Annotated in this window: 20 protein-coding genes and 1 other RNA gene; 14 read left to right on the plus strand and 7 right to left on the minus strand. The window is 43.6% G+C overall.

Features of this window, described 5'->3' with window-relative positions:
* Positions 1-201: 201 nt before the first annotated feature.
* Positions 202-1,155 carry a transaldolase gene (tal, locus tag ACAX20_RS03700; RefSeq protein WP_371188717.1) on the minus strand — a complete coding sequence of 318 codons (954 nt, stop codon included), beginning with the start codon at positions 1,153-1,155 and terminating at the stop codon, positions 202-204.
* A gap of 337 nt (positions 1,156-1,492) precedes the next feature.
* Between tal and yaaA the strand changes: the two genes are divergently transcribed.
* Positions 1,493-2,269, plus strand: coding sequence for a peroxide stress protein YaaA (yaaA, locus tag ACAX20_RS03705; protein WP_371188718.1), 777 nt, complete (start codon positions 1,493-1,495; stop codon positions 2,267-2,269).
* A gap of 156 nt (positions 2,270-2,425) precedes the next feature.
* Here the strand turns inward: yaaA and srmB are convergent, their stop codons facing one another.
* Complete coding sequence (gene srmB / locus ACAX20_RS03710) at positions 2,426-3,700, minus strand: ATP-dependent RNA helicase SrmB (RefSeq protein WP_371188719.1); 1,275 nt, start codon at positions 3,698-3,700, stop codon at positions 2,426-2,428.
* A 68-nt stretch (positions 3,701-3,768) separates the two neighbouring features.
* Positions 3,769-4,299, minus strand: a complete 531-nt coding sequence (fldB, locus tag ACAX20_RS03715) for a flavodoxin FldB (RefSeq protein ID WP_371188720.1) — start codon at positions 4,297-4,299, stop codon at positions 3,769-3,771.
* Positions 4,300-4,805: 506 nt separating this feature from the next.
* On the opposite strand from fldB, the gene dsbC reads away from it, so the two are divergent.
* The 5 genes from dsbC (at position 4,806) to ruvX (ending at position 10,825) form a co-directional block, all read left to right on the plus strand.
* Complete coding sequence (gene dsbC / locus ACAX20_RS03720; RefSeq protein ID WP_371188721.1) at positions 4,806-5,534, plus strand: bifunctional protein-disulfide isomerase/oxidoreductase DsbC; 729 nt, start codon at positions 4,806-4,808, stop codon at positions 5,532-5,534.
* Between the two features lie 148 nt (positions 5,535-5,682).
* On the plus strand, positions 5,683-7,404 hold the full coding sequence (gene recJ / locus ACAX20_RS03725; RefSeq protein WP_371188722.1) for a single-stranded-DNA-specific exonuclease RecJ: 1,722 nt from the start codon (positions 5,683-5,685) through the stop codon (positions 7,402-7,404).
* 197 nt (positions 7,405-7,601) lie between these two features.
* Positions 7,602-8,699: a peptide chain release factor 2 gene (gene prfB, locus ACAX20_RS03730; protein ID WP_371188723.1), complete on the plus strand. Its 1,098-nt coding sequence runs from the start codon at positions 7,602-7,604 to the stop codon at positions 8,697-8,699.
* A 16-nt stretch (positions 8,700-8,715) separates the two neighbouring features.
* Positions 8,716-10,254, plus strand: coding sequence for a lysine--tRNA ligase (lysS, locus tag ACAX20_RS03735; RefSeq protein WP_371188724.1), 1,539 nt, complete (start codon positions 8,716-8,718; stop codon positions 10,252-10,254).
* A gap of 133 nt (positions 10,255-10,387) precedes the next feature.
* Positions 10,388-10,825 carry a Holliday junction resolvase RuvX gene (gene ruvX / locus ACAX20_RS03740; RefSeq protein WP_371188725.1) on the plus strand — a complete coding sequence of 146 codons (438 nt, stop codon included), beginning with the start codon at positions 10,388-10,390 and terminating at the stop codon, positions 10,823-10,825.
* A gap of 96 nt (positions 10,826-10,921) precedes the next feature.
* On the opposite strand, the gene serA is transcribed toward ruvX, so the two are convergent.
* From serA to ssrS, 4 genes are all read right to left on the minus strand, one after another.
* Positions 10,922-12,151, minus strand: a complete 1,230-nt coding sequence (gene serA / locus ACAX20_RS03745) for a phosphoglycerate dehydrogenase (protein ID WP_371188726.1) — start codon at positions 12,149-12,151, stop codon at positions 10,922-10,924.
* 383 nt (positions 12,152-12,534) lie between these two features.
* Positions 12,535-13,194, minus strand: a complete 660-nt coding sequence (gene rpiA / locus ACAX20_RS03750; RefSeq protein WP_371188727.1) for a ribose-5-phosphate isomerase RpiA — start codon at positions 13,192-13,194, stop codon at positions 12,535-12,537.
* A gap of 167 nt (positions 13,195-13,361) precedes the next feature.
* Positions 13,362-13,970, minus strand: a complete 609-nt coding sequence (locus ACAX20_RS03755) for a 5-formyltetrahydrofolate cyclo-ligase (protein ID WP_371188728.1) — start codon at positions 13,968-13,970, stop codon at positions 13,362-13,364.
* Positions 13,971-14,121: 151 nt separating this feature from the next.
* Positions 14,122-14,301: non-coding RNA, 6S RNA (gene ssrS, locus ACAX20_RS03760), on the minus strand.
* 355 nt (positions 14,302-14,656) lie between these two features.
* Between ssrS and ACAX20_RS03765 the strand changes: the two genes are divergently transcribed.
* The 8 genes from ACAX20_RS03765 (at position 14,657) to gcvT (ending at position 26,982) form a co-directional block, all read left to right on the plus strand.
* On the plus strand, positions 14,657-15,226 hold the full coding sequence (locus tag ACAX20_RS03765) for a UPF0149 family protein (protein WP_371188729.1): 570 nt from the start codon (positions 14,657-14,659) through the stop codon (positions 15,224-15,226).
* A 103-nt stretch (positions 15,227-15,329) separates the two neighbouring features.
* Complete coding sequence (pepP, locus tag ACAX20_RS03770) at positions 15,330-16,682, plus strand: Xaa-Pro aminopeptidase (protein WP_371189570.1); 1,353 nt, start codon at positions 15,330-15,332, stop codon at positions 16,680-16,682.
* A gap of 49 nt (positions 16,683-16,731) precedes the next feature.
* Entirely contained in the window at positions 16,732-17,934 is a 1,203-nt protein-coding gene (gene ubiH, locus ACAX20_RS03775; RefSeq protein ID WP_371188730.1) for a 2-octaprenyl-6-methoxyphenyl hydroxylase, read from the plus strand.
* A 25-nt stretch (positions 17,935-17,959) separates the two neighbouring features.
* Complete coding sequence (locus tag ACAX20_RS03780; RefSeq protein ID WP_371188731.1) at positions 17,960-19,186, plus strand: FAD-dependent monooxygenase; 1,227 nt, start codon at positions 17,960-17,962, stop codon at positions 19,184-19,186.
* A 434-nt stretch (positions 19,187-19,620) separates the two neighbouring features.
* A complete protein-coding gene (locus tag ACAX20_RS03785) occupies positions 19,621-21,108 on the plus strand; it encodes an efflux transporter outer membrane subunit (RefSeq protein WP_371188732.1) in 1,488 nt (495 codons plus the stop codon).
* A gap of 20 nt (positions 21,109-21,128) precedes the next feature.
* Positions 21,129-22,436, plus strand: a complete 1,308-nt coding sequence (locus ACAX20_RS03790) for an efflux RND transporter periplasmic adaptor subunit (RefSeq protein ID WP_371188733.1) — start codon at positions 21,129-21,131, stop codon at positions 22,434-22,436.
* 3 nt (positions 22,437-22,439) lie between these two features.
* Positions 22,440-25,541 carry an efflux RND transporter permease subunit gene (locus ACAX20_RS03795; protein WP_371188734.1) on the plus strand — a complete coding sequence of 1,034 codons (3,102 nt, stop codon included), beginning with the start codon at positions 22,440-22,442 and terminating at the stop codon, positions 25,539-25,541.
* Between the two features lie 355 nt (positions 25,542-25,896).
* Positions 25,897-26,982 carry a glycine cleavage system aminomethyltransferase GcvT gene (gcvT, locus tag ACAX20_RS03800; RefSeq protein ID WP_371188736.1) on the plus strand — a complete coding sequence of 362 codons (1,086 nt, stop codon included), beginning with the start codon at positions 25,897-25,899 and terminating at the stop codon, positions 26,980-26,982.
* Positions 26,983-26,994 lie beyond the last annotated feature (12 nt).

Genomic DNA, 26,994 nt, shown 5'->3' on the forward strand with positions numbered 1-26,994 from the left:
AAGCAGAGCTCAATAAAGGTGTAGGTTATTGTTCAACCGCTTTCTGTTCTTTAATAACACAATAGATTTGTTTGTGAAACATTTTTTTTACACTAACTGGTGGCTAGAGAGGGGGATTTTCGGCATAAAAAAAGAGACAACGCCTTGTTGTCTCTTATTGGTGCTAGATGTTAGCTAAGGTTGAAATTAATTCATCTATTTTTACAGCATCTTGGTAAGCTTTTCTTCAAGTTTGATTTGGTCAACGGTAAAGCCACGAATACCTTCAGCTAGTTTTTCGGTCGCCATAGCATCTTCGTTCATTTGCCATCTGAATTCTTGCTCTGTAATAGCAGTAGGGCGCTCACCGCTAGCCATGCTGGCATCGAGTTTACGGATAACCTCGCCATCAGCTTGTTCAAGCTCATCAAGTAGCTGCGGACTAATGGTTAGGCGATCACAGCCAGCCAGCTCTAAAATCTCTTCTTTATTTCTAAAGCTAGCACCCATTACGATAGTGTTGTAACCATACTGTTTGTAGTAGTTATAAATATTGGTCACAGAGACTACACCAGGATCTTCTGTAGCTGGGTAGCTGTCTTTGCCGGTCGATTTTTTGTACCAATCAAGAATTCGGCCAACAAAAGGTGATATCAAATAAACCCCAGCTTCAGCACACGCTTGTGCCTGAGCAAACCCGAACAACAGCGTTAAGTTACATTGAATACCTTTTTGCTCTAATATTTCAGCAGCGCGAATACCTTCCCAAGTTGACGCCATTTTAATCAGAATGCGATCTTTACTCACGCCGTGCTGTTGATACAGGTCGATTAATTTTTCCGCTTTTTCCACTGTGGCTTGTGTATCAAATGACAGTCGAGCGTCAACTTCGGTAGATATGCGACCTGGAATTTCTTTTAATATCTCTAAACCGATTAAAACAGATAACATATCGGCAGCATCAACGACTTGTTGCTGCTTATCGTTACTTTGATTTTTACCATAGGCGACAGCTTGCTCGATAAGCGGCTGGTAATTGTCTAATTCGGCCGCTTTTAATAATAAAGACGGATTGGTGGTTGCATCAATCGGTTTGAATTTTGCTATCGCTTGGACATCACCAGTATCGGCGACAACGGTAGTCATTTCTTTTAGTTGGGCAAGTTGCGAAGTCATAACAGCAGCAATCCTTAATTAGGTGTTAGAATTTGATGAAAAAAAACATCAAGGCGAATGGTTTTTACCTTGGTTACGCTTAATTAGCGTTATCTTATTTATATATGTAGTAAAATTAGCAAATTTAAATGGTCCGCTCTAGATTTTTTTCACCACCGTTACTTTTGTCGGCGCAAACAATCACCACAAATTTCCGAGTTTGAGGGAGTTTGCATCGATTTTTGGGATTTGTGTTATCAGAAAATTTTATCTTCCCACCTCTGAATATAGTCGCATTTACGTGATATAGTTGCCTTATCTGCATAAAAACTAAAATTCAATTTAGAAAGAGCAACTTATGTTAATTGTCGTATCTCCCGCTAAAAATCTGGACTATGAAACTCCCCTTGCAACCGAGCAATATACTCAGCCAGAGCTGCTTGAGCATAGCCAAGAGCTCGTTGATGTATGTGTCAAATTAACACCCGCACAATTGTCATCATTAATGAGTATTAGTGACAAACTTGCCGGTTTGAATGCGGCGCGCTTTGCCGAGTGGGCACAACCTTTTACACCAGCTAATGCTCGACCTGCAGTGCTTGCGTTCAATGGTGATGTTTACACAGGGCTTGATGCACCGTCTTTTAAAGCTGAACATTTTGACTTTGCACAGCGTCACATGCGCATTCTTTCTGGGCTTTATGGGGTTTTAAAACCACTTGATTTAATGCAGCCATATCGACTTGAAATGGGCACTAAGTTAGAAAACCCACGTGGCAAAAACTTGTATGAGTTTTGGGGAAACATTGTTACTGATCACATAAACCAAGCACTTGCATCACAAGGTGATGACGTGTTGATTAACCTTGCATCAACTGAATACTTTAAATCAGTTAAGAAGAAACAACTGAAAGGCAAAATTGTTACCCCTGCGTTTAAAGATTGGAAAAATGGTCAGTATAAAATGATCAGCTTCTACGCTAAAAAAGCGCGAGGTTTGATGGCACGTTACATTATCGATAATGAAATCACCGACGTGCAACAGCTAAAGCAGTTTGATGTTGATGGCTATCAGTATAACGACGCGCTATCGACCGCGAATGAGCCGGTATTTACCCGTAAGCTTGAAGCATAGTTGTTGGCGTTATTTGCTAGAGCTAATGTAGCGCTAATTTTGCGGGGTTCTTAAGTTAGCTAAGTCATTGATTAATAAACTCAAATTTAGTGTGTAAAAAAGGCTGCCTAAGGCAGCCTTTTTTAATGTTACTTAGCGTGTGAATTACCACAGTGACTATTTCTGGGCTTTCTTTCTCGCTTTTTTCTCTTTTTTCTTTTTCTTCGCCAGTTTTTGTTGGCGCGTTAAACCTGCGCTTTTCTTTGCCTTAACTTTCGCTTTAGGCTTTTTCTTCGCAGGTACTCGCGCTTCTTTATGTAGCGGGCGCAAACCTTCAATCACGCGACGAGGTAGTTTTTCCTCAATATAGCGTTCGATTTTGGCAATGTATGCCATGTCATGTGCTTCAACTAATGAAATTGCCGTACCTTTTTTACCGGCACGACCGGTACGACCAATACGGTGCACGTAAATATCGGCTTTGCGTGGAATATCAAAGTTAATCACGTGAGTCACATCATCAATATCCAAACCGCGGGCTGCAACATCGGTAGCAATCAAAATATTGACATGGCCATTTTTAACGCGAGCAACGGCGCTGTTACGCTTATCTTGTGGCATTTCACCTTCAAGCCAGGCGTTTGGTAAATCTTCACTTTGCAATTTACCCGACAGATACTGCACCGTTTCACGCTTGTTGGCAAATACCACAACGCGCTTTGCACTTTCGTCTTTTAGCAATGCCGTTAATAACTGGAACTTGTGCTCTTTACTGTCAGCAAGGTGGACCCACTGATGTGTTTTGGCTTTTTCTTTACGTGATGGATCAGACTCTAAAAACACTGGGTCGGTTAAGATCTCTTTCGAAAAGCGAATAATACCAGCCCCAGCTAAGGTTGCCGAAAATAGTAGGGTTTGCTTACGCCATCTTGCTTCGCCGGCAATGCGGTTAATGGATTCGCTAAAGCCCATATCGAGCATACGATCGGCTTCATCTAATACTAAGATTTCAATTTCGCGCGCATCGAATTGTTCGGTTTCAATGTACTCAAGTAAACGACCCGGCGTGGCAATTAGCATATCGGTGTTTTTGGTTAAGATCTCTTTGTGCGAGCCGTAGTTAACGCCACCAGTGATTAAGCCAATTTTAATGTCCGTATGTTGGGTGAGTAATTCTGCTTGCTCGAAAATTTGTGTCGCAAGTTCACGGGTTGGCGCAAGCACTAATACACGCGGGAAACCTGGTTTGGTGCGAGGATAATCCAATAAGTGTTGCGCACAAGGAAGAATAAATGCCGCAGTTTTACCCGTTCCAGTGGGGGCCGATGCTAAAACATCTTTGCCTGCCATTGCTTCTGGCAAAACCAACTGTTGAATGGAAGTGGGCTTTTTAAAGCCGGCTTTATCGCAGCCGCCTACTAAAGCATCATCAAGATCAAATTGTGCAAACATGAATGGAGTGTACCTTTGTTGTTGCTTTTACAGAGTATATCGTAAATATCAATGAAGACGCCGATTTTTTAACCGGCGTTATTTAGAATGTCGTTAATTTCGCTGAGGATTTGTTCACACCAATCCTTAATGCGTTGTTCGGTTAAGTCGTATTGGTTTTCATCATCAAGACTCAAGCCTACAAAAAATTCGCCGTCCTCGGTTAGGGCTTTGGATGCTTCAAATTCGTAACCTTGATTTGGCCAATAACCGACGATGGTTGCCTGGTGGGCAATAACCTCGTCGTGCAACATGCCTAACGCATCTTGGAACCATTGACCGTAGCCTTCTTGGTCACCTAAACCAAATAGGGCAACAATTTTATCGTCAAGCTTTAAACTGGCGATGTCATCCCAAGTAGACTCCCAGTCTTCTTGCAGTTCACCGAAGTCCCAAGTAGAGATACCAAAAATGACAATATCGTACGCTTGGCAATCAGCCAATGGCGCATCCTTTATATTAATGGTGTCGACTAAATCGGCACCGATTTCAGCCTGAATTTTTTCAGCTGCCATTTCGGTGTAACAGGTTGTCGATCCGTAAAATAAGCCTATTTTCATTACCGTGCGGGCACCGTTAGATAATTTGCGGCGATTCTACCGTAAATTACAACAAGATACTAACCTAAAGTCGCTTGATTAGCGTATTGCTGTTAGGCAATAACTGCAGTGTAACATTGTTGCCCTATGGGGTTTACTTATCGGTGATATTCACCGGTAAGATTTTATCAGTTACTGTTGTTTACTAAGCACCGATATTAGCTAACCGCATTGGTCATTATATTTGCGCGTTAGCGGTTATACTTAACACGCGAGTTAGCTGTTAAGGGGTCTGTTAGCTGTACTGCGTTGAAGTAATTGGGGGTTTACCTTGCATTTACATCAATAAGGCAGTAATTTTATCGGCCGTTTGTTGGTCTAAATGATGGAATGAGTATATTGACGAGCTTTAAGTTTGCTTTAATGTCGTCATTTTGACCGAATTAAGCTGAAGCCATTGTGATATCGTAGCCTCGGTTTGCTATTGATTTATATTGTTGGTTAAGAAGTTTTCAAAAAGGTTTTTTATGAAGTTAATTAAAATTGTGGCAGGTCTCTGTGCAGCCACCATGTTCTCCCTAAGCGTTTATGCGCAAGACATTAATGCACAAATCAAAACCAACCTGCAACGTGTTGGCTTAAAAGTTGAGTCAATCAAACCGTCAAAGATGGCCAATCTTTACGAAGCATTCACCGACCAAGGGTTGTTTTATACATCGGCGGATGGCAAGTTTTTGATCCAAGGTAAGCTGTATCAAATGAGCGATGAGGGTATCAACTCGTTAACCGAAGAGTCGCTATCTGCAGAGCGTGTTGCTGGCATGGAACAGTTTAAAGAGTCGATGATTGTCTTCCCTGCCAAAGAGGAAAAATACCAAGTAACGGTGTTTACTGATTTAACCTGTGGTTATTGTCGTCGCTTGCATGAGCAAGTTGATACCTTTAATGAGTTAGGTATTACTGTGCGTTACTTAGCGTTTCCGCGTGGCGGTATTGCCAGTCAAGGCTACCGTGATATCCGCAGTGTTTGGTGCAGTGAAGATCAACAAACCGCGATGACAACAGCAAAAGCCGGTAAACAAGTCGATAAAAAAGTGTGTAATCAGCCGGTAGCTGAACAATACGACTTTGGTAAAAAAGTAGGGGTAACAGGCACACCAGCGATTATGTTGGACGATGGCCTAATGATCCCAGGCTATAAGTCAGCAGAAGATATGCACGAAATTTTACAAATGTATTCGGCGCGTAAAGGTTAATCGAAACTTATCAGCGTGTGACACATGTTAATTAAGGCGCTATCAAGCGCCTTAATTGTTTTCAAGCCTTTGCTGTTACGCTACCCTTAGAGCATTGTTATATCATCACCTAGGGTCGACAGACCTTAGCCAACGTCAGATTATACGCATGGACAAGCAAATTCGCCGTCGTCACAAGGTTGACGATTCACACCTAAATAGCACAATACACCCTGTTTTAAAGCAAGTTTATGCAAGTCGTGGTATCTCTGATAACGCTAAGCTAGAGCAAACATTGCAAGTGATGTTAGCTCCTACGTTACTCAAAGGAATCGAACAGGCTAGCCAGTTACTTGTCGAGGCGATTGCCAAGCAGCAACGCATCATCATTGTTGGTGACTTTGATGCTGATGGCGCAACCAGTACAGCTGTGATGATGCAAGGCTTATCATTACTTGGTTCAAGTAATCATGATTTTATCGTTCCTAATCGTTTTGAATATGGCTATGGGCTAACCCCGGAAATCAGTGATTTAGCCAAGCAAACTGGGGCTGAGGTGATTGTTACCGTTGATAACGGCATTAGTGCGGTTGAAGGCGTTGCCCGAGCGAAACAACATGGGTGCCAGGTTATTGTTACCGATCATCATTTACCGGGTGAAAAAATACCAGATGCCGACGCCATTGTTAACCCGAACCAACACGGTTGTGAGTTCCCCAGCAAATCACTTGCAGGGGTTGGTGTCGCGTTTTATTTAATGCTGGTGACACGACAACATATGCGTCAGCGCAATTGGTTTGCAGAGCGACATATCGCAGAGCCAAACCTAGCGCAACTGCTAGATTTAGTGGCTTTAGGTACTGTTGCCGATGTGGTTAGTCTTGATCAAAACAACCGAATATTAGTCGCCCAAGGTTTAAAACGTATTCGCGCAGGTGCAACTCGCCCCGGTATTGTTGCCTTAATTGAAGTGGCTGGGAAAAATCAGCAAAAGCTCACCGCAAGTGATTTTGGTTTTGGTTTAGGGCCACGATTAAATGCCGCAGGGCGACTTGATGATATGAGCCTTGGTATTAAGTGTTTACTGGCTGATGACATGTACCAAGCGCGATTAATCGCTGCCGAGCTTGATGATCTCAATAAAGCGCGTCGCGAAATAGAGCAGGGCATGCAAATTGAAGCCGAGCAAATCCTCAAGCAATTGCAATTTTCAAACGATAATATCCCGAGCGCTTTGGCGTTGTATCAAGACGATTGGCATCAGGGGGTCATTGGTATTGTTGCTGGCCGCATTAAAGAAAAATACCACCGTCCGACCATCGTTTTTGCTGATGGCGATGATGGTGAAATCAAAGGCAGTGCCCGTTCAATTCCCGGCTTACATATCCGTGATTTACTCGAGCATATTGACAGTCAGCACCCTGAACTTATCGTTAAATTTGGTGGTCACGCTATGGCCGCAGGGCTAACCATTAAGGCAAATCAATTTAAACGTTTTGAGCAGCTGTTCGCAGAATATGCCAGTAAACAACTGACCGACGATTTATTGCAAGGGGTGATACTTACCGATGGTGAGTTACCCGCAGAATGTTTTAGTGAGGAGTTTGCTACGCTGATTAAGGGTGCAGGCCCGTGGGGACAGAGCTTTCCTGAACCTGTTTTTGATAATCATTTTCAACTTGTACAACAGCGTATTGTCGGTGATAAACATTTGAAGATGGTTCTCCAATATGGCGACGTAGTCGTTGATGCCATAGCCTTTAATGTCGATGTGCAGCAATGGCCAAATCCGCAGTGTCAATGGGTGCATGTGGCGTTTAAATTGGATATCAATGAGTTTCGCGGCCGACAAAGCTTACAGCTTTTGATTGATTATCTGAGCGCAGCTTAAACGTTACTTATCGACAATTATTCTCCCTTATATCGGCCATTTACTTAACTCTAGCTCGTCTATACTTGGCTATAGTTAAGTAGGTGCTCTGTTTGGCTAGTTTTTTTTGCGCAAAACGGCTGTTCATTCTGTATTCTGCGTGATAGATACGCTACAATGCGCGATTATTGTCAACAATGCGATTTTTGTAAGTTTTGATGTTTGAAATCAATCCCATATTAAATCAAATCAAAGATATTCAAGCTCGTACCGAAGTGTTACGTGGCTATCTTGATTATGAGCTAAAAGCTGAACGTTTAATGGAAGTTAATCGCGAACTTGAGCAACCTGATGTTTGGAACGAGCCTGAACGCGCGCAAGCGTTAGGTAAAGAGCGTAGCTCTTTAGAGTTAGTGGTTAAAACCATTGATGATATGGACGCCGGTTGTGAAGATGTTGAAGGTTTAGTTGAGCTGGCGGTTGAAGCCGAAGACGAAGATACCTTTAACGAAGCGATTGTTGAGCTAGAAGGCCTTGAAGCACAGTTAGCCAAACTTGAATTTCGCCGTATGTTTTCCGGTGAACAAGATGGCAATGATTGTTACCTTGATATCCAGTCAGGCTCTGGTGGTACCGAAGCTCAAGATTGGGCGAGCATGTTAATGCGTATGTACCTTCGCTGGGGCGAGGCACATGGCTTTAAAGTTGAAGTGATGGAAGAAACCGATGGTGACGTGGCTGGCATTAAAGGCTGTACCATTAAGTTTTCTGGTGAATACGCATACGGCTGGCTACGGACCGAAACAGGTGTCCACCGTTTAGTGCGTAAATCACCGTTTGACTCAAATGCGCGTCGCCACACATCGTTTGCTTCAGCGTTTGTTTACCCAGAGATTGATGACAATATTGATATTGATATTAATCCGGCCGATTTACGTATCGATACGTTCCGCGCGTCAGGTGCCGGCGGTCAGCACGTAAACAAAACCGACTCAGCGATTCGTATAACCCATGAACCTACCGGCGTGGTAGTGCAATGTCAGGCGGATCGTTCGCAGCATAAAAACAAAGCGCAAGCGATGAAAATGTTGCAAGCAAAACTGTACGAGCTAGAAATTCAAAAGCAAAACGAAGATAAGCAAGCATTAGAAGAAGGCAAGTCGGATATTGGCTGGGGTAGCCAAATTCGCTCTTATGTGCTTGATGACAGTCGCATTAAAGATTTACGTACTGGCGTTGAATCACGCAATACTCAAGCGGTACTCGACGGTGCGTTAGACCCATTTATTGAAGCCAGCTTGAAATCTGGCCTGTAATGAACGAGATATAAAGATGACAGAACAAGTTAAAGACGAAAACAAGTTAATTGCCGAGCGTCGCAGCAAGCTGGAGAATATTCGCCAGAATTGCTCTGCAAACGCACACCCAAACGATTTTATTCGCGAGCACTATGCTGCGGATATCCAAGCAAAACATGGTGAGCAAGATAAAGAAGAGCTAGAAGCTCAAGCGCACACCTACGCTGTTGCAGGTCGTGTTATGGCAAAACGTGGTCCGTTCTTGTTATTACAGGACATGAGCGGTCGTATCCAAGCTTACGCGAGCAAAGATGTACAAAAAGATATCAAAGCACGCTACGGTGTACTAGACATCGGTGACATCATTGGTGTTAAAGGTGTATTAAGCAAGTCGGGTAAAGGCGATCTTTACATCGACATGCAAGAGTACAAGTTACTAACCAAATCACTGCGTCCGTTGCCAGAGAAATACCACGGTTTATCAGATCAAGAAATGAAATACCGTCAACGTTACGTTGATTTGATCATTAACCAAGAAACTCGTAAAACCTTTGAAGTGCGCTCAAAAATCGTTAGCGGTATCCGTAAGTTTTTAACTGATCGCAACTTTATGGAAGTGGAAACGCCAATGCTACAAACCATCCCAGGTGGTGCAACGGCAAAACCATTTGAAACCTACCATAATGCGCTAGACATCGATATGTTCTTGCGTATCGCACCAGAGCTTTACTTGAAGCGTTTGGTTGTTGGTGGCTTTGAGCGTGTATTCGAAATTAACCGTAACTTCCGTAACGAAGGTTTATCGACCCGTCACAACCCAGAATTCACCATGATTGAATTCTACCAAGCGTACGCGACTTACGAAGACTTAATGAACTTAACTGAAGATATGTTACGCACATTAGCGGAAGATATCTTAGGTGATGCGGTTGTTCGCAACACCGTAAAAGATGCTGATGGTAACGTGGTGGAAGAGAAGTTCTACGACTTTGGTAAGCCATTTGCACGTTTATCAATGATGGATGCCATCATCAAGTACGCACCACACCTTGATGAGGCGGTTATCCGTGATCCGGAAAATCGTTTTGACGAGCTAAAAGCCATTGCTAAGCAAGTTGGTGTAAAAGAGCCTGAAGGCGACAATGTTTGGGGCCCAGGTAAGTACCTATGTGAAATTTTTGAAGAAGTGGCTGAGCATCAGCTTGACCAACCAACCTTCATCACCGAATACCCATGGGAAGTATCGCCACTAGCTCGTCGTAATGATGAAAACCCGTTCATTACCGACCGTTTTGAATTCTTCGTTGGTGGCCGTGAATTGGCCAACGGCTTCAGCGAGCTTAACGACGCTGAAGACCAAGCAGCACGCTTTAGAAAGCAAGTGGAAGAAAAAGACGCTGGCGATGATGAAGCAATGCACTACGATGAAGATTACGTGACCGCACTAGAGTATGGCTTACCGCCAACGGCTGGTGAAGGTATTGGTATTGACCGTTTGGTGATGTTATTCACTGACTCACCAACGATTAAAGACGTTATTTTATTCCCGCACATGCGTCCGGTAGCTGAGTAATCTGCATATATCGACGTAATATGTGATATTAAAAGCCGCTTATAAAAAGCGGCTTTTTTGTCGTTTAAATTTTTCTGTTGCGACTAGCAGCTAGGCTATAATTCGCGACAGCAGATCTTAACAATAGGTTTATATGAACAGTAAAACAGCTATTGGCAAGCGAACGCTGATGGGCTTTGACTTTGGTACGGCGCACATCGGCATTGCTATCGGTCAAGAATTCACACAAAGTGCACGTGGCTTAAAAGCGATTAAAGCGCGAGACGGTATTCCTAATTGGGATGACATCCAACGATTAATTAACGAGTGGCAGCCGGATGTTTTAGTGGTTGGTCTGCCGTTGAATATGGACGGTACTGAGCAACCGTTAACAGCGCGAGCGCGCAAGTTTGCCAACCGCTTGCATGGTCGCTTTGGCATTGAAATGGCATTGCAAGATGAGCGTTTAACGACAGCCGATGCCAAAGCACAGTTATTTGACGATGGTGGTTATCGTAATTTACAAAAAGATAATATCGACTGTATGTCGGCAGCCCTTATTGTCGAGAGCTTTATGGCAAGTCAGCAGTAAAATAGTATCTACTTGCTAATCATAGGTAAAACAAAAATGCTCACCTCGGTGAGCATTTTTTTATGGCCAAATAGATGATAATCAATAGAGTGTTGGCTAGTGAATCAAACGAGCACGGATGGTGCCGTCAATCTGGCGCAGTTGTTGTAATGCGGTTTCACTGTCTTTCGCTTCCACATCAATAACGACGTAACCAATTTGATCATCAGTTTGTAAGTACTGCGCGTTGATGTTGATATCACGATCGGCAAAGGCACGGGTAATTTGGTTTAAAATACCTGGCTGGTTTTTGTGAATATGGAATAAGCGTGAGCTGCCAGTGTGCTCTGGTAGCGATACTTCTGGGAAGTTAACGGCTGATAAGGTCGAGCCGTTATCAGAGTATTTAACGATCTTACCAGCTACTTCACGGCCAATGTTTTCTTGTGCTTCTTTAGTTGAACCACCAATATGCGGTGTTAATATCACATTATCAAAGCCACGTAATGGTGAGATAAATTCATCATCATTGGTTTTTGGCTCAACAGGGAATACGTCAATCGCTGCACCGCCGATGTGCTTGCTTTCAAGCGCTTCAGCAAGGGCTTGAATATCGACGACAGTCCCGCGTGATGCGTTGATGAAGATTGCACCTTGCTTCATTTGTTCAAACTCAGCAGTACCAATCATGTTTTGCGTTTCACGTGTTTCTGGTACGTGTAAAGAAATCACATCGGCGGTATTTAATAGTTCGGTTAGGCTATTTACTTGTTCGGCATTGCCAAGCGGTAGTTTGGTTTCAATATCATAAAACTTAACGCGCATACCAATATGCTCAGCCAAAATACCTAACTGTGTACCAATGTGACCGTATCCAACGATACCTAACGTTTTGCCACGCGCTTCAACAGAGCCTGCTGCCGATTTATGCCAAACGCCACGGTGGGCTAACGTGCTTTTTTCAGGCACGCCTCTAAATAGCAGTAATAACTCGCCCAATACTAACTCAGCAACCGAACGAGTATTTGAAAATGGCGCGTTAAACACAGGAATACCGCGAATTTGCGCCGCAGGTAATTCTACTTGGTTGGTACCAATGCAAAAACAACCAATAGCCGCCAGTTTATCGGCATGTGCAAGTACTGATTCGGTAATTTGCGTGCGTGAGCGAATACCTAAAAAGTAAACCCCTTTGATTTTCTCTTTCAGCTCAGCGTCGCTAATAGAGCCTTTTAAATATTCAATGTTTGAGTAACCATTGGCTTTTAGCACCTCGAGTGCTGATTGGTGCACACCTTCTAACAGTAAGATTTTGATTTTGTCTTTATTGAGAGAGTTTTGTTTCATGGTTTACTCGTATCGCAACGTCTTTGAAATGATAGTGGTAATCTGATGAATTTTATTTTGTAGATCAGATTGGTAAGCGCCTAAATTAGCATATAGAGCTAAAACTCGAAAGTAATATTTACAGCAATTTTGCTTCATCGTAACCAGTGTAGAAAGCCTGATAACTAAAGGGCTTTCAGCGGTTAATGGTCTGTGATGGCTTGTTTAAATTATAATCGGTGAAAATCTCTTTTGTTGTTGGATGTGCTAAGTTTTATTGGTTTTTCGAATATTATTCGGAGGGGGCGTTGAGAATGATTAATCAGGGGGAAGTGGTGGTTGTTAAGGACAAAAAAGCAATCCGCTAGGAATTGCTTTTAAATAATGACTTTAGTTGTTGGTGCTTAGGGCTTAATGACTTTAGCGCCATTTGGCGTGCCTAGTACCAAAACATCCGCACCGCGATGGGCAAATAAACCATTGGTTACCACGCCAACAATGCCGTTGATTTGGCTTTCGAGTTCTTTCGGGTTAACGATGCTCATGTTGTAAACATCTAATATAACGTTGCCATTATCGGTAACCACGCCTTGACGGTATACCGGGTCCCCTCCTAGTTTGACTAATTCGCGCGCCACGTAACTGCGTGCCATTGGGATCACTTCAACAGGCAGAGGGAAGTCGCCTAATACTCCAACTTGCTTACTTTCATCGCAAATACAAACAAAGGTTTTTGCTACGGCTGCAACAATTTTTTCGCGGGTTAATGCCGCACCACCGCCCTTGATCATTGCCATGTGCTCGGTAATTTCATCGGCGCCATCAACATAAACAGACAGATCATCAACACTGTTTAAATCGAACACTTCAATGCCATATTGTTTTAAGCGCTCTGTTGACGCTTCTGAACTAGAAACGGCACCAACAATTTTATCTTTGATGGTGGCAAGTGCATCGATAAAGTGGTTTACCGTAGAACCGGTACCAACCCCAACAATGGTATCGTGCTCAACAAAGTCTAAGGCACGGATGGCGGCCTGTTTTTTCATTTCATCTTGTGTCATTGATGTTCCTAGCAAAGAGTTGCAATCAGCGGTTGTTAGCGTGATTTATTTTGTTGTTAGAAGACGTTACAGCGTCGACGAAATTATAACTGTCTTGCCTATGAATACCAAGCAAGGGGTTGCTAATTTATGACAATATTGAGGCGAATGAGGCCGATAATGTATGCTTAAACGGCGAAGGTGTCCGTCAATGGCATATCCCACGCTTCAATAGGAATGCTATCCACTTGCTGACATCGATGGGCGACACCGATTCGAGCGACAACAGGCGGGTTTGCTTGCTGAGTTCGTTGTTTCGATGTAGCAATCGCAGCAAAGGTCCTATCATAAAAGCCACCACCCATGCCCATGCGGTTACCTGCGTTATCAAATGCAACCAATGGCGTGATAATGACATCAAGCTGGCTAGCGGGCAGAACTTGAGTAACATTTAATGCTGGCTCAGCGATACCATAGTGGTTGGCTTGTAATTTGGTCGTTGACTGGTAATGCAAAAACAGCAAATGTCCTTTCGCAAATGGGTGAATAACAGGTAGGTAAACGTGCTTACCTTGTCGCCAACACCAGTCAATAAATAAGCTCAGATCAAGCTCACCATCGTTAGCAAGATAAACGGCAATGTGCTGCGCGGCACCGATATGTCGATTATTAGCTAACTGCTTGACTATCTCGCGGCTGGCCGACTGTTGCTGGTTGGCGCTCAAGGCCTTACGCTTTTGCCGAATCTGTTGTCGTAATTGCTGACGAGCGTTTTGTTTGTTATTTGCTAAGGTCACTGTACGTTCTATATTATTGCCTTTGCAGCGATTATATCGTTTATTTGCTGTTTATCGCAAAGTAAGTAAAAAGAGAGCGTGTATCATACAAGGGACTGGCTGAACGCCCTATACATGACTTGCAATCGATAGCAGTCGTGTAAGAGAAGTGGTGTTCCCCAAGGTGCCGTTATCAACGTCAGCCCTTGAACACCGTGTGTTCAAGGCGGAGACCGTGTAATCACCGTAGGCTTCCCATCATGTGGGCCTGCTCAATAGTAACTACGGGGCCCCCTAAAGAAAGAATTATCGGCTCAGGGACATAGTTAATTAACTAACACCCCAGGGAACATAGTGCTTCGCTAATCTGGTTAGCGACAGGTTGCGAGCTACACCACAACCTTTCTTTATTATACACGTCACAGTTTTAATCTAAACCTAACTGCACAATAAAATGTTAATGCGCGAGCATTTCTATAACGAGATGAGTCAACCGTTGAGTGCTTATACAATGATAATGCAGCGCTTGCGGTTAACGGCGCGCACTCTACTAAAAAGGGCCGCTGTTAATCAATCACTTTTTTGCCCAATCCCCCTACAAGCAGATTAACTGTCGCATTATTGTGCAAATCGCGACAAATGTGGTGAAACCTTGCTGCAAGTGGTAGTATTTGCAGTTAATAATAATGTATTTGATGATATGTCATATGGCTAACAATCCTACAATCGATTTTGCTCAAGTAACCGCTGTAATGGGGGGGGAAAACTTTTCTGCCCACGCATCGGAAATTCACGGCCTACTGACTGGCGTTATCTCTGCCGGTTTTCCATTTGAAGACGAAAGCTTTCTTACTTTAATTAGTGACTTTTTCAATAATGGTGAAGGGCTAGGTAAAAACCTTAAAGACTTGCTCAAGTCAATGTATGCCGATATTTGGCAAGCAATGATTGATGACAGCTTTGGTTTTCAATTATTGATCCCTGATGATGATGAATCACTAACCGAACGCGGCCAAGCGTTAGGTCTATGGGTGCAAGGTTATAACTTAGGTTTTGGTTTACAGCAAAAAGACAATAAAGACTTTTCTGCCGATGTGAAAGAAATCATCAATGATTTTGCCAATATAGCCAATTTGTCGACCGAGATGGACGATGATGAAGAAACCGAGAACGCCTACTTTGAATTGCTCGAGTACGTGCGTATATCGGCGCTATTGTGCTTTGCTGAACTCGGAGCAAAACCGGCCCAGCGTAGCGGAAAAAACACCTTACATTAATCACACTGGTAAAGGCTTTATCAGGCTAAAAAGAATTATTAATATTGAATCAATATGGCCATGACTGGCTGTACATGCAATATCCAAAGAGTATGAAATCATGATGAAACACACCCGTATTGATGTGGCTGAATTTATTGAACGTCGCGAGCGCGTGATGGCGCAAATGCCAAACAACGCTGTTGCTTTGATCCCAGCTAATAAAGAAGTGACCCGCTCGCGTGACACCGAATTTTTATTTTGCCAGGACAAAGACTTTTACTATCTAACCGGGTTTCATGAGCCAGATGCGCTATTGGTACTAGTGAAAATTGATGGTCAGCAAGAGTCGATCCTATTTTGCCGCGATAAAGACCCACAGCAAGAGGTGTGGCATGGTCGCCGTGTAGGCGCAGAAAAAGCTGAAGAAGTGTTTAAATTCGATCTAACGTACACCTTAGACGAGCTTGAACAAGTATTACCTATGTACATTAATGGTCGTGATACCTTGTTATTTGCCCAAGGTGCACAGCCTGAATTTGATTCTATGGTGTTTGCTTGTTTAGATATTTTACGAAACGGCTTTAAGCAAGGTTTCACTGCGCCGACAACCATTATCGATATTCGCCCGATTATCCATGAGATGCGTTTAATTAAATCAGCGGCAGAAATTGAAATCATGCGTGAAGCGAATGTGATTACTGGCAATGCTCACACGCGGGCAATGAAATTTACCAAGCACGGTGTGTTTGAGTATCAAGTTGAAGCCGAGATCCTGCACGAGTTTGCATCAAATGGCGCGCGCACAGCTGCTTATGGCTCGATTGTCGGTGGTGGAGAAAATGCCACTATATTGCACTATACCGACAATGACGAAGTACTTATCGATGAAGAATTACTGTTAATTGATGCTGGCGCTGAATTAAGTGGTTACGCCGCCGATATTACCCGTACATTTCCTGTAAGTGGTAAATTTAATACCCATCAAGCGGCATTGTATAACGTGGTACTTGATGCACAAAACGCCGTTATTGAGCAGATTAAGCCTGGTATAACCTTTGCGGCGTTGAACGATGTTGCTTGTGAAGTACTAACTAAAGGTTTGTACGAGTTAGGCATTCTTACTGGCGACTTAAATCAGCTAATCGCTGAAAAAGCCTGTAAGCAATACTTTATTCACGGTTTAGGTCACTGGTTAGGCCTTGATGTGCACGATGTTGGTGATTATCAGATGAATGAAGATAAGCAACAAATGCGCGCCTTCGAGCCGGGCATGGTATTAACTATTGAACCTGGTTTGTACATTGATGCCGAAGCCAATGTTGATGAGAATTACCAAGGTCTCGGTATTCGTATCGAAGACAATATCTTGGTCACCGAAACGGGACATGAAAACCTATCGGTGAACGTCGTGAAAACGGTTGAAGATATTGAAGCCCTAATGTATCAAGGGTCTCAAGCAGCGCAAAACGCTTAACGAGTAACATAGTCGAGACACTTTTGAGTTACCAATAGTCGCCATTGATATGGACAATAACATAAAGCCATTTGATGTCATTATATCGGGTGCCGGTTTATCTGGCGCTACGATGGCTTTGGCATTGGCGAAATTACAAAAAAAGGATGGCAGCCGTTTATCGATAGCAGTCATTGAGAACCTAGCCATCGATGATAATTTGCCATCAAGCTTTGATGCCAGAGTGATTGCTCTGGCCAATGGCAGTGGCCAATACCTACATCAGTTAAATGTTTGGCAACACATTCAGGCCGATGCGATGGCGATAGAGACGATTCATATCTCTGATCGTGGTCATTATGGCAAAGCGCGTATGTATGCCCAAGATTACGATGTTAACGCACTTGGTTATGTGGTCGAGATGCAAGCGATTGGCAATGGCCTATTCAAAGCCTTAAAGAGTTATGACAATGTGCAGTTCTTCTCGCCAGAATCAATAACCGATATTACTTGGCAGCGGGATTCTGTTAACGTGACGTTAGCTTCAAATACAAAGCTGCAAGCATCGCTGCTTATCGCCTGTGATGGCGCGCAGTCGCAGTGTCGTCAATTAGCGGGTATTGAATGCGATCAATACGATTACCAGCAAGTGGCGATTATTGCCAATGTTAGTACCGAGTTAGCCCACCAAGGTCGAGCATTTGAACGCTTTACCGACACCGGGCCAATTGCCATGCTACCGATGACCGATAACCGCAGCTCATTGGTGTGGACGGTATCACCAGAGCAAGTCGACAGATTAATGGCCCTCAACGATACTGAGTTCGCTACTGAGTTACAGCAAGCGTTTGGCCATTATTTAGGTACCATCAACAAAGTAGGGACACGCTTTAGCTTTCCGCTACGTTTGCTTAGGGCACGCGAATCTACTTATCATCGCATGGCATTAGTAGGCAATGCCTCACACACCTTACACCCTATCGCTGGGCAAGGCTTTAATTTAGGTGTCCGCGATGTTGAGCAATTGGTTCATGTTGTTGCTAATGCGTTAGCTCATGATGAAGATATAGGCTGTTTTAACACCTTGCAAGGCTATGCTGACGATCGTGATGTTGATCATCAACAAGTGATCAGCTTAACCGATTCTTTGGTTCACTTATTTTCAAACAATTACCCGCCATTGGCACTTGCCAGAGGCGTAGGTTTAAAAGCGCTTAATTATTTGTCGCCGCTAAAACAGCTGTTGGCGCATAAAACAATGGGTCATCGCTAGGGCAAGGAAAGGGGATAATAATTACATGCAACATTTTGACGTTATTATTGTTGGTGGCGGTATGGTGGGCTTGTCTGCAGCGCTTGCTATTCGTGTTGAAACTCAATTAAATGTCGCCGTTATTGAGCCTAAACCATTAAATGCGATTGAAGAGTCGCCGCAGCTTCGTGTTAGCGCCATTAATGATAGCTCGCAAAACTTATTGCGTAACATCGGCGTTTGGCAGCAGATCAGTGAACAACGCCATTGTTCTTATACGCACATGCATGTTTGGGATAAAGACGGTTTTGGTCATTTAGATTTTGACAGCCAACATTTACCGAAAATGGCTAAACAGAAAAACGATATCGGTCACATTATTGAAAACGACATCATCCGCAATAGCCTTCACCATAAAGCCGAGCAAACCGAGGGTATTACCATTATTAGCGACACCATTACCAATTTGGCGATGGGCGAGTCGGAAGTGTTTGTTAGTCTTGCTGGCGGCCAGGCGCTATTGGCAAAACTGCTGATAGGTGCAGATGGTGCTAATTCTTGGGTGCGTAAACAAATCGATATGCCGGTCACGTTCCGTGATTACGACCACCATGCGTTAGTGGCAACGGTTAAGGTTAATGATCACCAACGCACCGCTTGGCAAGTGTTCCTCGATACCGGACCTCTGGCATTGTTACCTTTGTATCAATCAAATTTATGTTCGATTGTTTGGTCATTGCCACCAGAGCTCGCGGCTGAGTACCAACAACTTGATGACGATGAGTTTAATAAGCGTATTACCACGGCAACCGATGGTAAGTTCGCTAACGTACAATTACAAAGCAAACGTGTCACCTTTCCATTAACCATGCGTTTAGCGCGAGACTTTGTAAAACAGCGTGTCATTTTAATTGGTGATGCAGCGCATACAATCCACCCATTAGCTGGCCAAGGCGTGAATCTAGGTTTGGTTGACGTGGCGGCGCTTGTGCAAACCTTGCAACAGATAATTAGCGACGGCAAAGCGCTTGATGATAGCCAAGCTTGGAATGCCTTTAGTCGCTGGCGTAAAAGTGATGCCAGTGAAATGATGGTGGCGATGGAAGCCATTAAGCAAGGTTTTGCATTGCAGCAAAAACTACCTAAGTTTATTCGCGGCATGGGCATGTCACTAGTCAACAACATTGCCCCAGCCAAACAATTAATGATTGCTAAAGCGATTGGTCAGCGCAGTGACTTACCTGCGCTTTGTAAATATCAGCAGCAGCTTTAAGCTTTATCGCGCCTCTTTGAAATTAGCACTTTTTAATTTTCTCCGGTTTTATATTTCTAACCGCTTAACAGCATGATGTTCTATGCAATGTCATGCTGTATTTATTACTGAATCTCGCTTCCCAATCACCAGTTAAAACTGTCAACGTCGTCATGGATTTTTAGCCAATGTCTTTTATTTAATGCTTTGGCATTTCGCTTTTATCGTTTATTTATAGCGATTTGTCGCATTCTTAATTTCTATTTATATTCAACATTCTCGTAACATGTTATTGATTGCTATCATAAGAAGTAATGGTCTTATACGTATAGGCAGAAGCCTATGTAAAGCTATGTAAATAACATTGTGATAACAATTAAAAAATCTAAAATGCAATGCTGAGCGTACGACTTACTTCACCAACACAATAATTAACAATATTAACGACAAGCATTATGCCTATATTACCTAATCAGATAGCCAGAGCATGGCAGATAGCCGTTGCAACTATGCTACTGTCTGCATGCCAGACACCTTCGGCTATTGATGATTCAACTGTGGCACTGGATGTGCCTGAAAACTTTGTCGCGGTCCCAAAAACTGCGATAGCTCAGCTTGAGCAACAAAACTTACTTACCTTAAATCGCTGGTTAGCAAACGTTGATAATCAAGCGTTAGGCGAGATTATCAGTAAGGCTATAGCCGATAATAGACAGTTAAAAATTACTCGTTTGCAGTTACAGCAAGCCGAGCAAGGTTTGATCATTAGCGGCGCGACAGATTGGCCAGAATTATCGTTAAACGTTAACCAAGCTCGACGTAAAAATGTTCAAGGAGAGCAACAAAATTACACGAGCTCAGCCGAATTAAGTGTTGATTTGAGTTATGAACTGGATGTTTGGGGCAAGCTATCGGCACAGCAGCAACAAAGTCAGTTGCAGTTTAAAATCGCCAAAGCAAACTACGCGCAAGCACTTGCCAACTTAACCGCTGATATTGTCAGTAAGTGGTACACGCTTGCAGAAGCACAGCAATTGTTATCACTTTATAGCGAGCGAGCAGAAAACTTACAGGCAAACCTTGAACAAATCAAAGCCTCTTATCGACTCGGCTTAAATCAGGCGTTAGATGTTTATTTAACACAAAACGATGTCAGCTCTGAGCTTGCTCGCCTAGCTCAGCAACAACAGGCGGTGAACGAAGCAAGTCGAGCGTTGCAGTTAGTGTTAGGCGATTACCCATCGGCATCTTTGCGCAGCGATGCTCAGTTGCCTGATTTAACCGCTGATAGTTATGTTGGTATGCCTTCTGATTTAGTCACTAGACGTTATGATTTGAATGCCAGTTGGTTCGCTCTGCTAGAAAAAGATGCCGCCTTAGCGGTTGCGCATAAAAATCGTTTCCCGCGTTTTGCTATCAGCGCCAGTGGCGGCACCAGTGCTAGCGCCTTAGATGAGTTACTCGATGGAAGTTCGTTAGCATGGTCGTTGATAGGTAACATTAGCCAACCTATTTTTAACGCAGGACGTCTCGAAGCACTCGAGCAGCAAGCGTTTAATGATGTAAAAATTGCTGAGCAACGTTATTTAGACAATGTATATCAAGCCTTTAGTGAAATCGAAAACGGCATTGAGCGTCAATCGACGTTAACCGAGCGCTTACAGCATTTTACCGATGCCAGCGAAAATGCCAGTGCCGCTGAAAAGCTTGCTTTTGATCAGTATTTGAAAGGTATCGTTAGTTACACAACCGTTTTAGAGTCACAGCGCCGTGCGTTTGATGCGCAAACGGCGTTAATCCAACTTAAAGCACAATTATTACAAAACCAGTTGGCGCTAGCGTTATCGGTAGGTGGCTTTCAAGCCGACAATTACGATAACTCTCGCTCGTTTCCTTCTTCTTTAGCTCGTTCGACGCAACAGTCATCGCAACCAAGCTATTAAAACAGAGAAAGATTAAGATTATGAAAAAATTAATACCTTTTGTTGTCCTGTTCGGTTTTATTGTGGCAGCTTACCTGGTAATGAACAACCCGCCAGGCTCACAGCGTGGCCGACCTAGCGCTACGCCACAATTGCAAGTTGAAGCGATACAACTACAAAACCAAGCATTTACCATTAATGTTGATAGCTACGGTGTGGTGCGCCCGCGTACGCAAAGTATGCTTTTTCCGCAGGTGTCAGGGCAAATTGTCGCCATTGATGATGATTTTCGTGATGGTGGTTTTTTCGAAAAAGGTGATGTGCTGGTGCAGCTCGATGCAAGGGATTACCTCGCGGAAGTGAAAATTGCTGAGTCAAATTTGTTATCGGCACAGCGTGCGTTAAGTGAAGAAAAAGCGCGAGTTGAGCAAGCCAAACAAGACTGGACTCGTTTAGGAAACAGTGAAAAAGCGCCGGACTTGGTATTACGTAAGCCGCAGCTAATGGCCGCGGAAGCTGCCGTTTATTCAGCGCAAGCGGGTTTGGACAAAGCTAAGCTTGCACTAGAGCGCACCCGTATTGTCGCTCCTTATACTGGGCGTATTTTGAAAAAACACGTTGATATTGGCCAAGTGGTGTCCTCAGGTACGCAGTTAGCTGAAATGTTTGCTGTTGATTACGTCGAAATTCGTTTACCAATCAAAAACAGTGATTTGCGTTACATGCAATTACCCGAAAGCAGCCGTGTAAAAACGGTATCCAAAGTCGAGCAACCACAGGTCACGTTTACCTCTGATTTGACTTCACAAACATGGCAAGGTCGGGTGGTGCGCACCGAAGGTGCTTTTGATACGCAATCACAGCAGTTGTTTGTTGTCGCGCAAATTGACGATCCTTACGGTACGGCGATGGGCGATAAAATGCCAATTAAAATTGGTCAATATTTTAGCGCAGCCATTAAAGGAAAAAGCATTCGTAACGCGCTAGTGATACCCAATAAGGCGATTTATCAAGGCAGCTATGTGTACTTGGTTGAAGACGGTAAATTAAAACGTCAGAACGTCAACATTGCTTGGCAAAACAATGAGCAGGCATTGATTGCATCTGGCTTAGCAGCAGGGCAAATGCTTGTGACCACTCCATTGGGGCAAGTTAACTCGGGTACTCGCGTGGCAATTTTGGGAAAAAATAAAGGTGATGGTGAAGCAGCCGTCGCCAACAAACATTCACCCCAAGATGATGATAAACAGAAACCAACGGCTGAGCGTGACGAGCGCAAAGCAGAAAAATCGCAAGAAAATAATAATCGCGCTCAAGTTGCAGGAACTCAAACAGGACAGGGAGTGTAAATCATGATTGCTTGGTTTGCTCGAAATCATGTTGCCGCTAACTTGTTGATGATATCAATACTACTAGCGGGTGTATTATCGATTAATACTCGTATCCCTTTAGAGGTCTTTCCGTCGTTTGAATTCGATGTGGTGAATGTGCAAGTGTCATTACGCGGTGCAACTCCTGAAGATGTTGAACAAGGCGTGGCGATTCGTATTGAAGAGGCGGTACAAGATTTACAGGGTATTGAGAAAATTTACAGTACCTCAACCGAAGGCAACGCCTCGGTGCGTATTGAAGCTGAAAGTGGCTATGATGTGCGGGAATTACTCGCCGATGTAAAATCCCGTGTCGATGCCATTAACACCTTTCCAGCCGATGCTGAAAAAGCGGTGATATCGACTTTACAACGTAAGCGAGAAGTCATTGCTGTGACGGTATCATCGGTATTTGGTGAGCGTGAAATCCGTGAGTTTGCTGAAACGGTGCGCGATGAGTTATTGCGTTTGCCACAAGTCACACAGGTGTCATTAGACGCGGTGCGAGATTACGAAATCGCCATCAATGTTAATCAAGATAAATTGCAGCAATATCAGTTAACCTTGAGTGAAATATCTAGCGCTATTCAAAATAGCTCCATCGATATGTCGGCTGGTAACATTCGGACCGACGGTGGCGATGTGTTAGTACGCAGTAAAAACCAAGCCTACCGTAAAGATGATTTTGAAAATATTGTCATTCGAACCAATACCGACGGAACTCGTTTATTAGTGCGCGATATTGCCACGGTAAATGATGGCTTTGAAGAAACGCCAATTCGTGCCCGCTTTAACGGTCAGCAAGGTGCATTAATTGAGGTGTACCGTATTGGTAATCAAAGCGCCATTGAAGTAGCTGATGCGGTGAAAGCGTATATTGAAAACAGACAAGACTCGTTACCCGAAGGCTTTGCCATTAGTTACTGGGATGACGACTCGCAAATTGTTAAAAACCGCTTAAATACCTTGATCAGTAATGCCCTGCAGGGTGGCTTTTTGGTGTTGCTGTTACTGACCCTATTTTTGCGTCCAAGCATTGCTTTTTGGGTGTCTGTTGGTATCCCGGTAAGCTTTATGGGGGCGTTTATTTTCATGCCGATGATTGGCGTGACATTAAACATCATGAGCTTGTTTGGTTTTATTTTGGTGCTTGGTATTGTTGTTGATGATGCCATTGTCACCGGTGAGAATATTTACCGCCATAGCCAAAGCGGTGTGCATAGCAGTGGTATTAATGCGGCGATTAAAGGCACTCAAGAGGTCGCCACACCAGTTACCTTTGGTATTTTAACTACTATTGCAGCATTCTTGCCGCTCGGTTTTATTGAAGGTTTTCGTGGGGCTATCTTCGCTCAAATCCCGGCGATTGTGATCCCTGTTTTGTTGTTTTCACTGATTGAGTCAAAGTTTGTATTACCGGCGCATTTATCGTCGCTAAAACTTCGCAGTGAAAAGAAAAAACAGTCGAAATTAAGTTTATGGCAGCAGAATTTTGCCGATGGCTTTGAAAACGCTATTTTACGTTACTACAAACCGGTATTAGCAAAAGCATTGCGACATAAAGGCACAACCCTTGCCTTATTCATAGGCGTGTTTGTGTTGATTTTATCGTTTATTGTCAGTGGTTGGACTAAGTTTATCTTTTTCCCGCGCATTCCAAGTGAAACAGTTCGTGCCGATGTTACCATGCCAATAGGTAGTAGTTTTGAGGTGGTTGATAACTACACTGTACGTATGGCTAATGCCGCGCAGCAATTACAAGATAAATACCGTGATGATGACGGAGGCAGCTTAATTTTGAATATTCTAGCGACCACCCAAGGGAATCAATCACGAGTGCGTTTTGAAATTATTCCTGCTGAGCAAAATACCACAGGCATAGGCTCTCGTGAATTGCTGGGTGAATGGCGTGAATTGATTGGCGAGTTACCTGGTGCAGAAAGCTCGACCTTTAGAGCTGAGATTGGCCGTGGTGGCGACCCGATTGATATTCAATTAAGCGCAACTGATCTGCGTTTGTTGCAACAAGCCGCGGACGATATCAAGCAACGCTTGACCACCTACCCAACGGTGTTTGAGATCAGCGACAGTTTATCGAACGGTAAAGAAGAGCTGCAGTTAGAGCTTACCAAGCAAGGGCATGCGTTGGGTATGTCAACCACACAGTTAACGCGTCAAGTGCGAGATGCCTTTTTTGGCGCCGAAGTACAACGTATTCAGCGTGGCCGTGATGATGTGCGAGTCATGTTGCGCTTCCCTCTAGAAGAGCGCGCATCGGTAGCGAACTTGTCGAATATGTTGGTAAGCACGCCAACAGGCGATAAAGTACCGTTGTCACATGTTGCGCAGTTAATCCCAGGTAAGAGCCCGTCGTCGATTAACCGCATTGACCGTTATCGTACCGTTAATGTAACTGCTGACGTTGAAAAGCAAAATACCAACATGACCATATTAAACGCAGAGCTTAAAGAGTATCTCGAACAGCTAGTACAGCAATACCCTGGGGTGAGTTATTCACTTGAGGGCGAAGCTCGGGAGCAAGCGGAATCGTTTGGCAGTTTATTCTGGGGCTTGATTATTGTCTTCTTTACCATTTACTGCTTACTGGCGATCCCATTTAAGTCATATTTGCAGCCGATCATCGTTATGTCAGTGATCCCATTTGGCGCAATCGGTGCAGTATTAGGACATTGGATCATGGGCATGGATTTAACCATCATGAGTATGCTTGGCTTAATGGCGCTCATTGGCGTTGTGGTTAACGACTCGCTGGTCCTTGTTGATTTTATCAATAAACGCCGAGAACAAGTACACGATGTGATGCAAGCGGTATTAGAAGCGGGGCAAGCACGATTTAGACCGGTTATGCTAACGTCGTTAACCACCTTTATTGGTTTAATGCCATTGTTGTTTGAAACCCAAACTCAGGCGCAGTTTTTAATTCCAATGGCGGTGTCATTAGGTTTTGGTATTTTATTTGCCACCTTTATCACCTTGGTGCTTGTGCCAGTTAACTACCTACTTGTTGAAGGCTTAAAACGCCGAATGGGCATTCAAGTGACAGCAAAACCAGCAACAGCCTAGGGTGTTCAACAACAAAGGTCTTTGTTATTGAACACGATATTTTTAACGAAAACGGCGATCGCTTATGTAGTGATTGCCGTTTTTTTAGCAAAATCATACAAAGCAAAGTTATATTCGAAATATAATTTAGTTTTTCCTGTTAATGTGAAATTTAATTCTGCTTTGGCTCGCATAGCTGTCTTTTGTTTTAATTTGCGTGATTTTAAAATTGAAAGGGTAAAACCTTTTCAGTATAATCCGCGGTAAAATTTTTTAACGCTTTGGTAGCACTCCCGTTACCATTTTCGTTTGCGCGTTAGCAGGCTTTTTTACTGATTAAATACGCCATAGCTAACCCCTTGAAAAAGTGAAAATTATGACAAATAAAACCGTCCTTCATGCCAAGCACATAGAAGCTGGCGCCAAAATGGTAGACTTCCACGGCTGGGAAATGCCAATCAACTATGGTTCACAAATTGAAGAGCATCATGCGGTTCGTAACGACGCAGGTATGTTCGATGTATCACACATGACTATTGTTGATGTGAACGGTAGCCAAGCGAAAGCTTTTTTACGTCGTTTAGTGATTAACGATGTGGCTAAATTAGAGGTTGCGGGTAAAGCACTTTACACAGGTATGTGTAATGAGCAAGGCGGCGTGATTGACGATTTGATCATTTACTTCTTTACCGATACTGATTACCGCTTAGTGGTTAACTCAGCAACGCGTGAAAAAGACTTAGCGTGGATCAACAAGCAAGCCCAAGCGTTTGATGTGACCATTACTGAACGCCCAGAGTTTGCCATGATTGCCGTACAAGGCCCACAGGCGAAAGCAAAAGTTGCGACACTATTAAACGGTGAGCAAATTGCTGCTGTTGATGGTATGAAACCGTTCTTTAGCGCACAAGCTGGTGATTTATTTATTGCGACTACAGGTTACACCGGTGAGTCGGGTTACGAAATTGCTATGCCAAGCGATATGGCCGCTGATTTTTGGCAGCAACTACTCGACGCTGGTGTAGCACCATGTGGTTTAGGTGCGCGTGATACTTTGCGTCTTGAAGCGGGTATGAACTTATACGGCCAAGATATGGACGAGTCAGTAACGCCACTAGCGGCAAACATGGCTTGGACTATCGCTTGGGATGAAGAGCGTGACTTTATTGGTAAAGACGCATTGGCGGCACTTCGTGAAGCAGGCACTGAGCCAAAATTAGTTGGTTTAGTGATGGAGCAAAAAGGTGTATTGCGCGGTGGTTTAAAAGTGATCACCGAACACGGTGAAGGTGTAATTACCTCTGGTACGTTCTCGCCAACATTAGGTCATTCTATCGCGATGGCCCGTGTACCACGTGCAACGCAACTTGGTGATACGGTACAAGTTGAAATGCGTAAAAAGCTAGTAGACGTGCAAGTGATTAAGCCAAGTTTTGCTCGTATGGGCAAAAAAGCATTTTAATTGACGTTAGGC

Origin of the sequence: Thalassotalea sp. Sam97 (assembly GCF_041379765.1) — a bacterium.
Classification (GTDB): Bacteria; Pseudomonadota; Gammaproteobacteria; order Enterobacterales; family Alteromonadaceae; genus Thalassotalea_A; species Thalassotalea_A maritima.

What these genes read in the sequence shown, in the direction of transcription:
- tal (WP_371188717.1), bottom strand. Translation starts at nt 1,155, where the DNA reads ATGACTTCGCAACTTGCCCAACTAAAAGAAATGACTACCGTTGTCGCC.
- yaaA (WP_371188718.1), top strand. Translation starts at nt 1,493, where the DNA reads ATGTTAATTGTCGTATCTCCCGCTAAAAATCTGGACTATGAAACTCCC.
- srmB (WP_371188719.1), bottom strand. Translation starts at nt 3,700, where the DNA reads ATGTTTGCACAATTTGATCTTGATGATGCTTTAGTAGGCGGCTGCGAT.
- fldB (WP_371188720.1), bottom strand. Translation starts at nt 4,299, where the DNA reads ATGAAAATAGGCTTATTTTACGGATCGACAACCTGTTACACCGAAATG.
- dsbC (WP_371188721.1), top strand. Translation starts at nt 4,806, where the DNA reads ATGAAGTTAATTAAAATTGTGGCAGGTCTCTGTGCAGCCACCATGTTC.
- recJ (WP_371188722.1), top strand. Translation starts at nt 5,683, where the DNA reads ATGGACAAGCAAATTCGCCGTCGTCACAAGGTTGACGATTCACACCTA.
- prfB (WP_371188723.1), top strand. Translation starts at nt 7,602, where the DNA reads ATGTTTGAAATCAATCCCATATTAAATCAAATCAAAGATATTCAAGCT.
- lysS (WP_371188724.1), top strand. Translation starts at nt 8,716, where the DNA reads ATGACAGAACAAGTTAAAGACGAAAACAAGTTAATTGCCGAGCGTCGC.
- ruvX (WP_371188725.1), top strand. Translation starts at nt 10,388, where the DNA reads ATGAACAGTAAAACAGCTATTGGCAAGCGAACGCTGATGGGCTTTGAC.
- serA (WP_371188726.1), bottom strand. Translation starts at nt 12,151, where the DNA reads ATGAAACAAAACTCTCTCAATAAAGACAAAATCAAAATCTTACTGTTA.
- rpiA (WP_371188727.1), bottom strand. Translation starts at nt 13,194, where the DNA reads ATGACACAAGATGAAATGAAAAAACAGGCCGCCATCCGTGCCTTAGAC.
- ACAX20_RS03765 (WP_371188729.1), top strand. Translation starts at nt 14,657, where the DNA reads ATGGCTAACAATCCTACAATCGATTTTGCTCAAGTAACCGCTGTAATG.
- pepP (WP_371189570.1), top strand. Translation starts at nt 15,330, where the DNA reads ATGAAACACACCCGTATTGATGTGGCTGAATTTATTGAACGTCGCGAG.
- ubiH (WP_371188730.1), top strand. Translation starts at nt 16,732, where the DNA reads ATGGACAATAACATAAAGCCATTTGATGTCATTATATCGGGTGCCGGT.
- ACAX20_RS03780 (WP_371188731.1), top strand. Translation starts at nt 17,960, where the DNA reads ATGCAACATTTTGACGTTATTATTGTTGGTGGCGGTATGGTGGGCTTG.
- ACAX20_RS03785 (WP_371188732.1), top strand. Translation starts at nt 19,621, where the DNA reads ATGCCTATATTACCTAATCAGATAGCCAGAGCATGGCAGATAGCCGTT.
- ACAX20_RS03790 (WP_371188733.1), top strand. Translation starts at nt 21,129, where the DNA reads ATGAAAAAATTAATACCTTTTGTTGTCCTGTTCGGTTTTATTGTGGCA.
- ACAX20_RS03795 (WP_371188734.1), top strand. Translation starts at nt 22,440, where the DNA reads ATGATTGCTTGGTTTGCTCGAAATCATGTTGCCGCTAACTTGTTGATG.
- gcvT (WP_371188736.1), top strand. Translation starts at nt 25,897, where the DNA reads ATGACAAATAAAACCGTCCTTCATGCCAAGCACATAGAAGCTGGCGCC.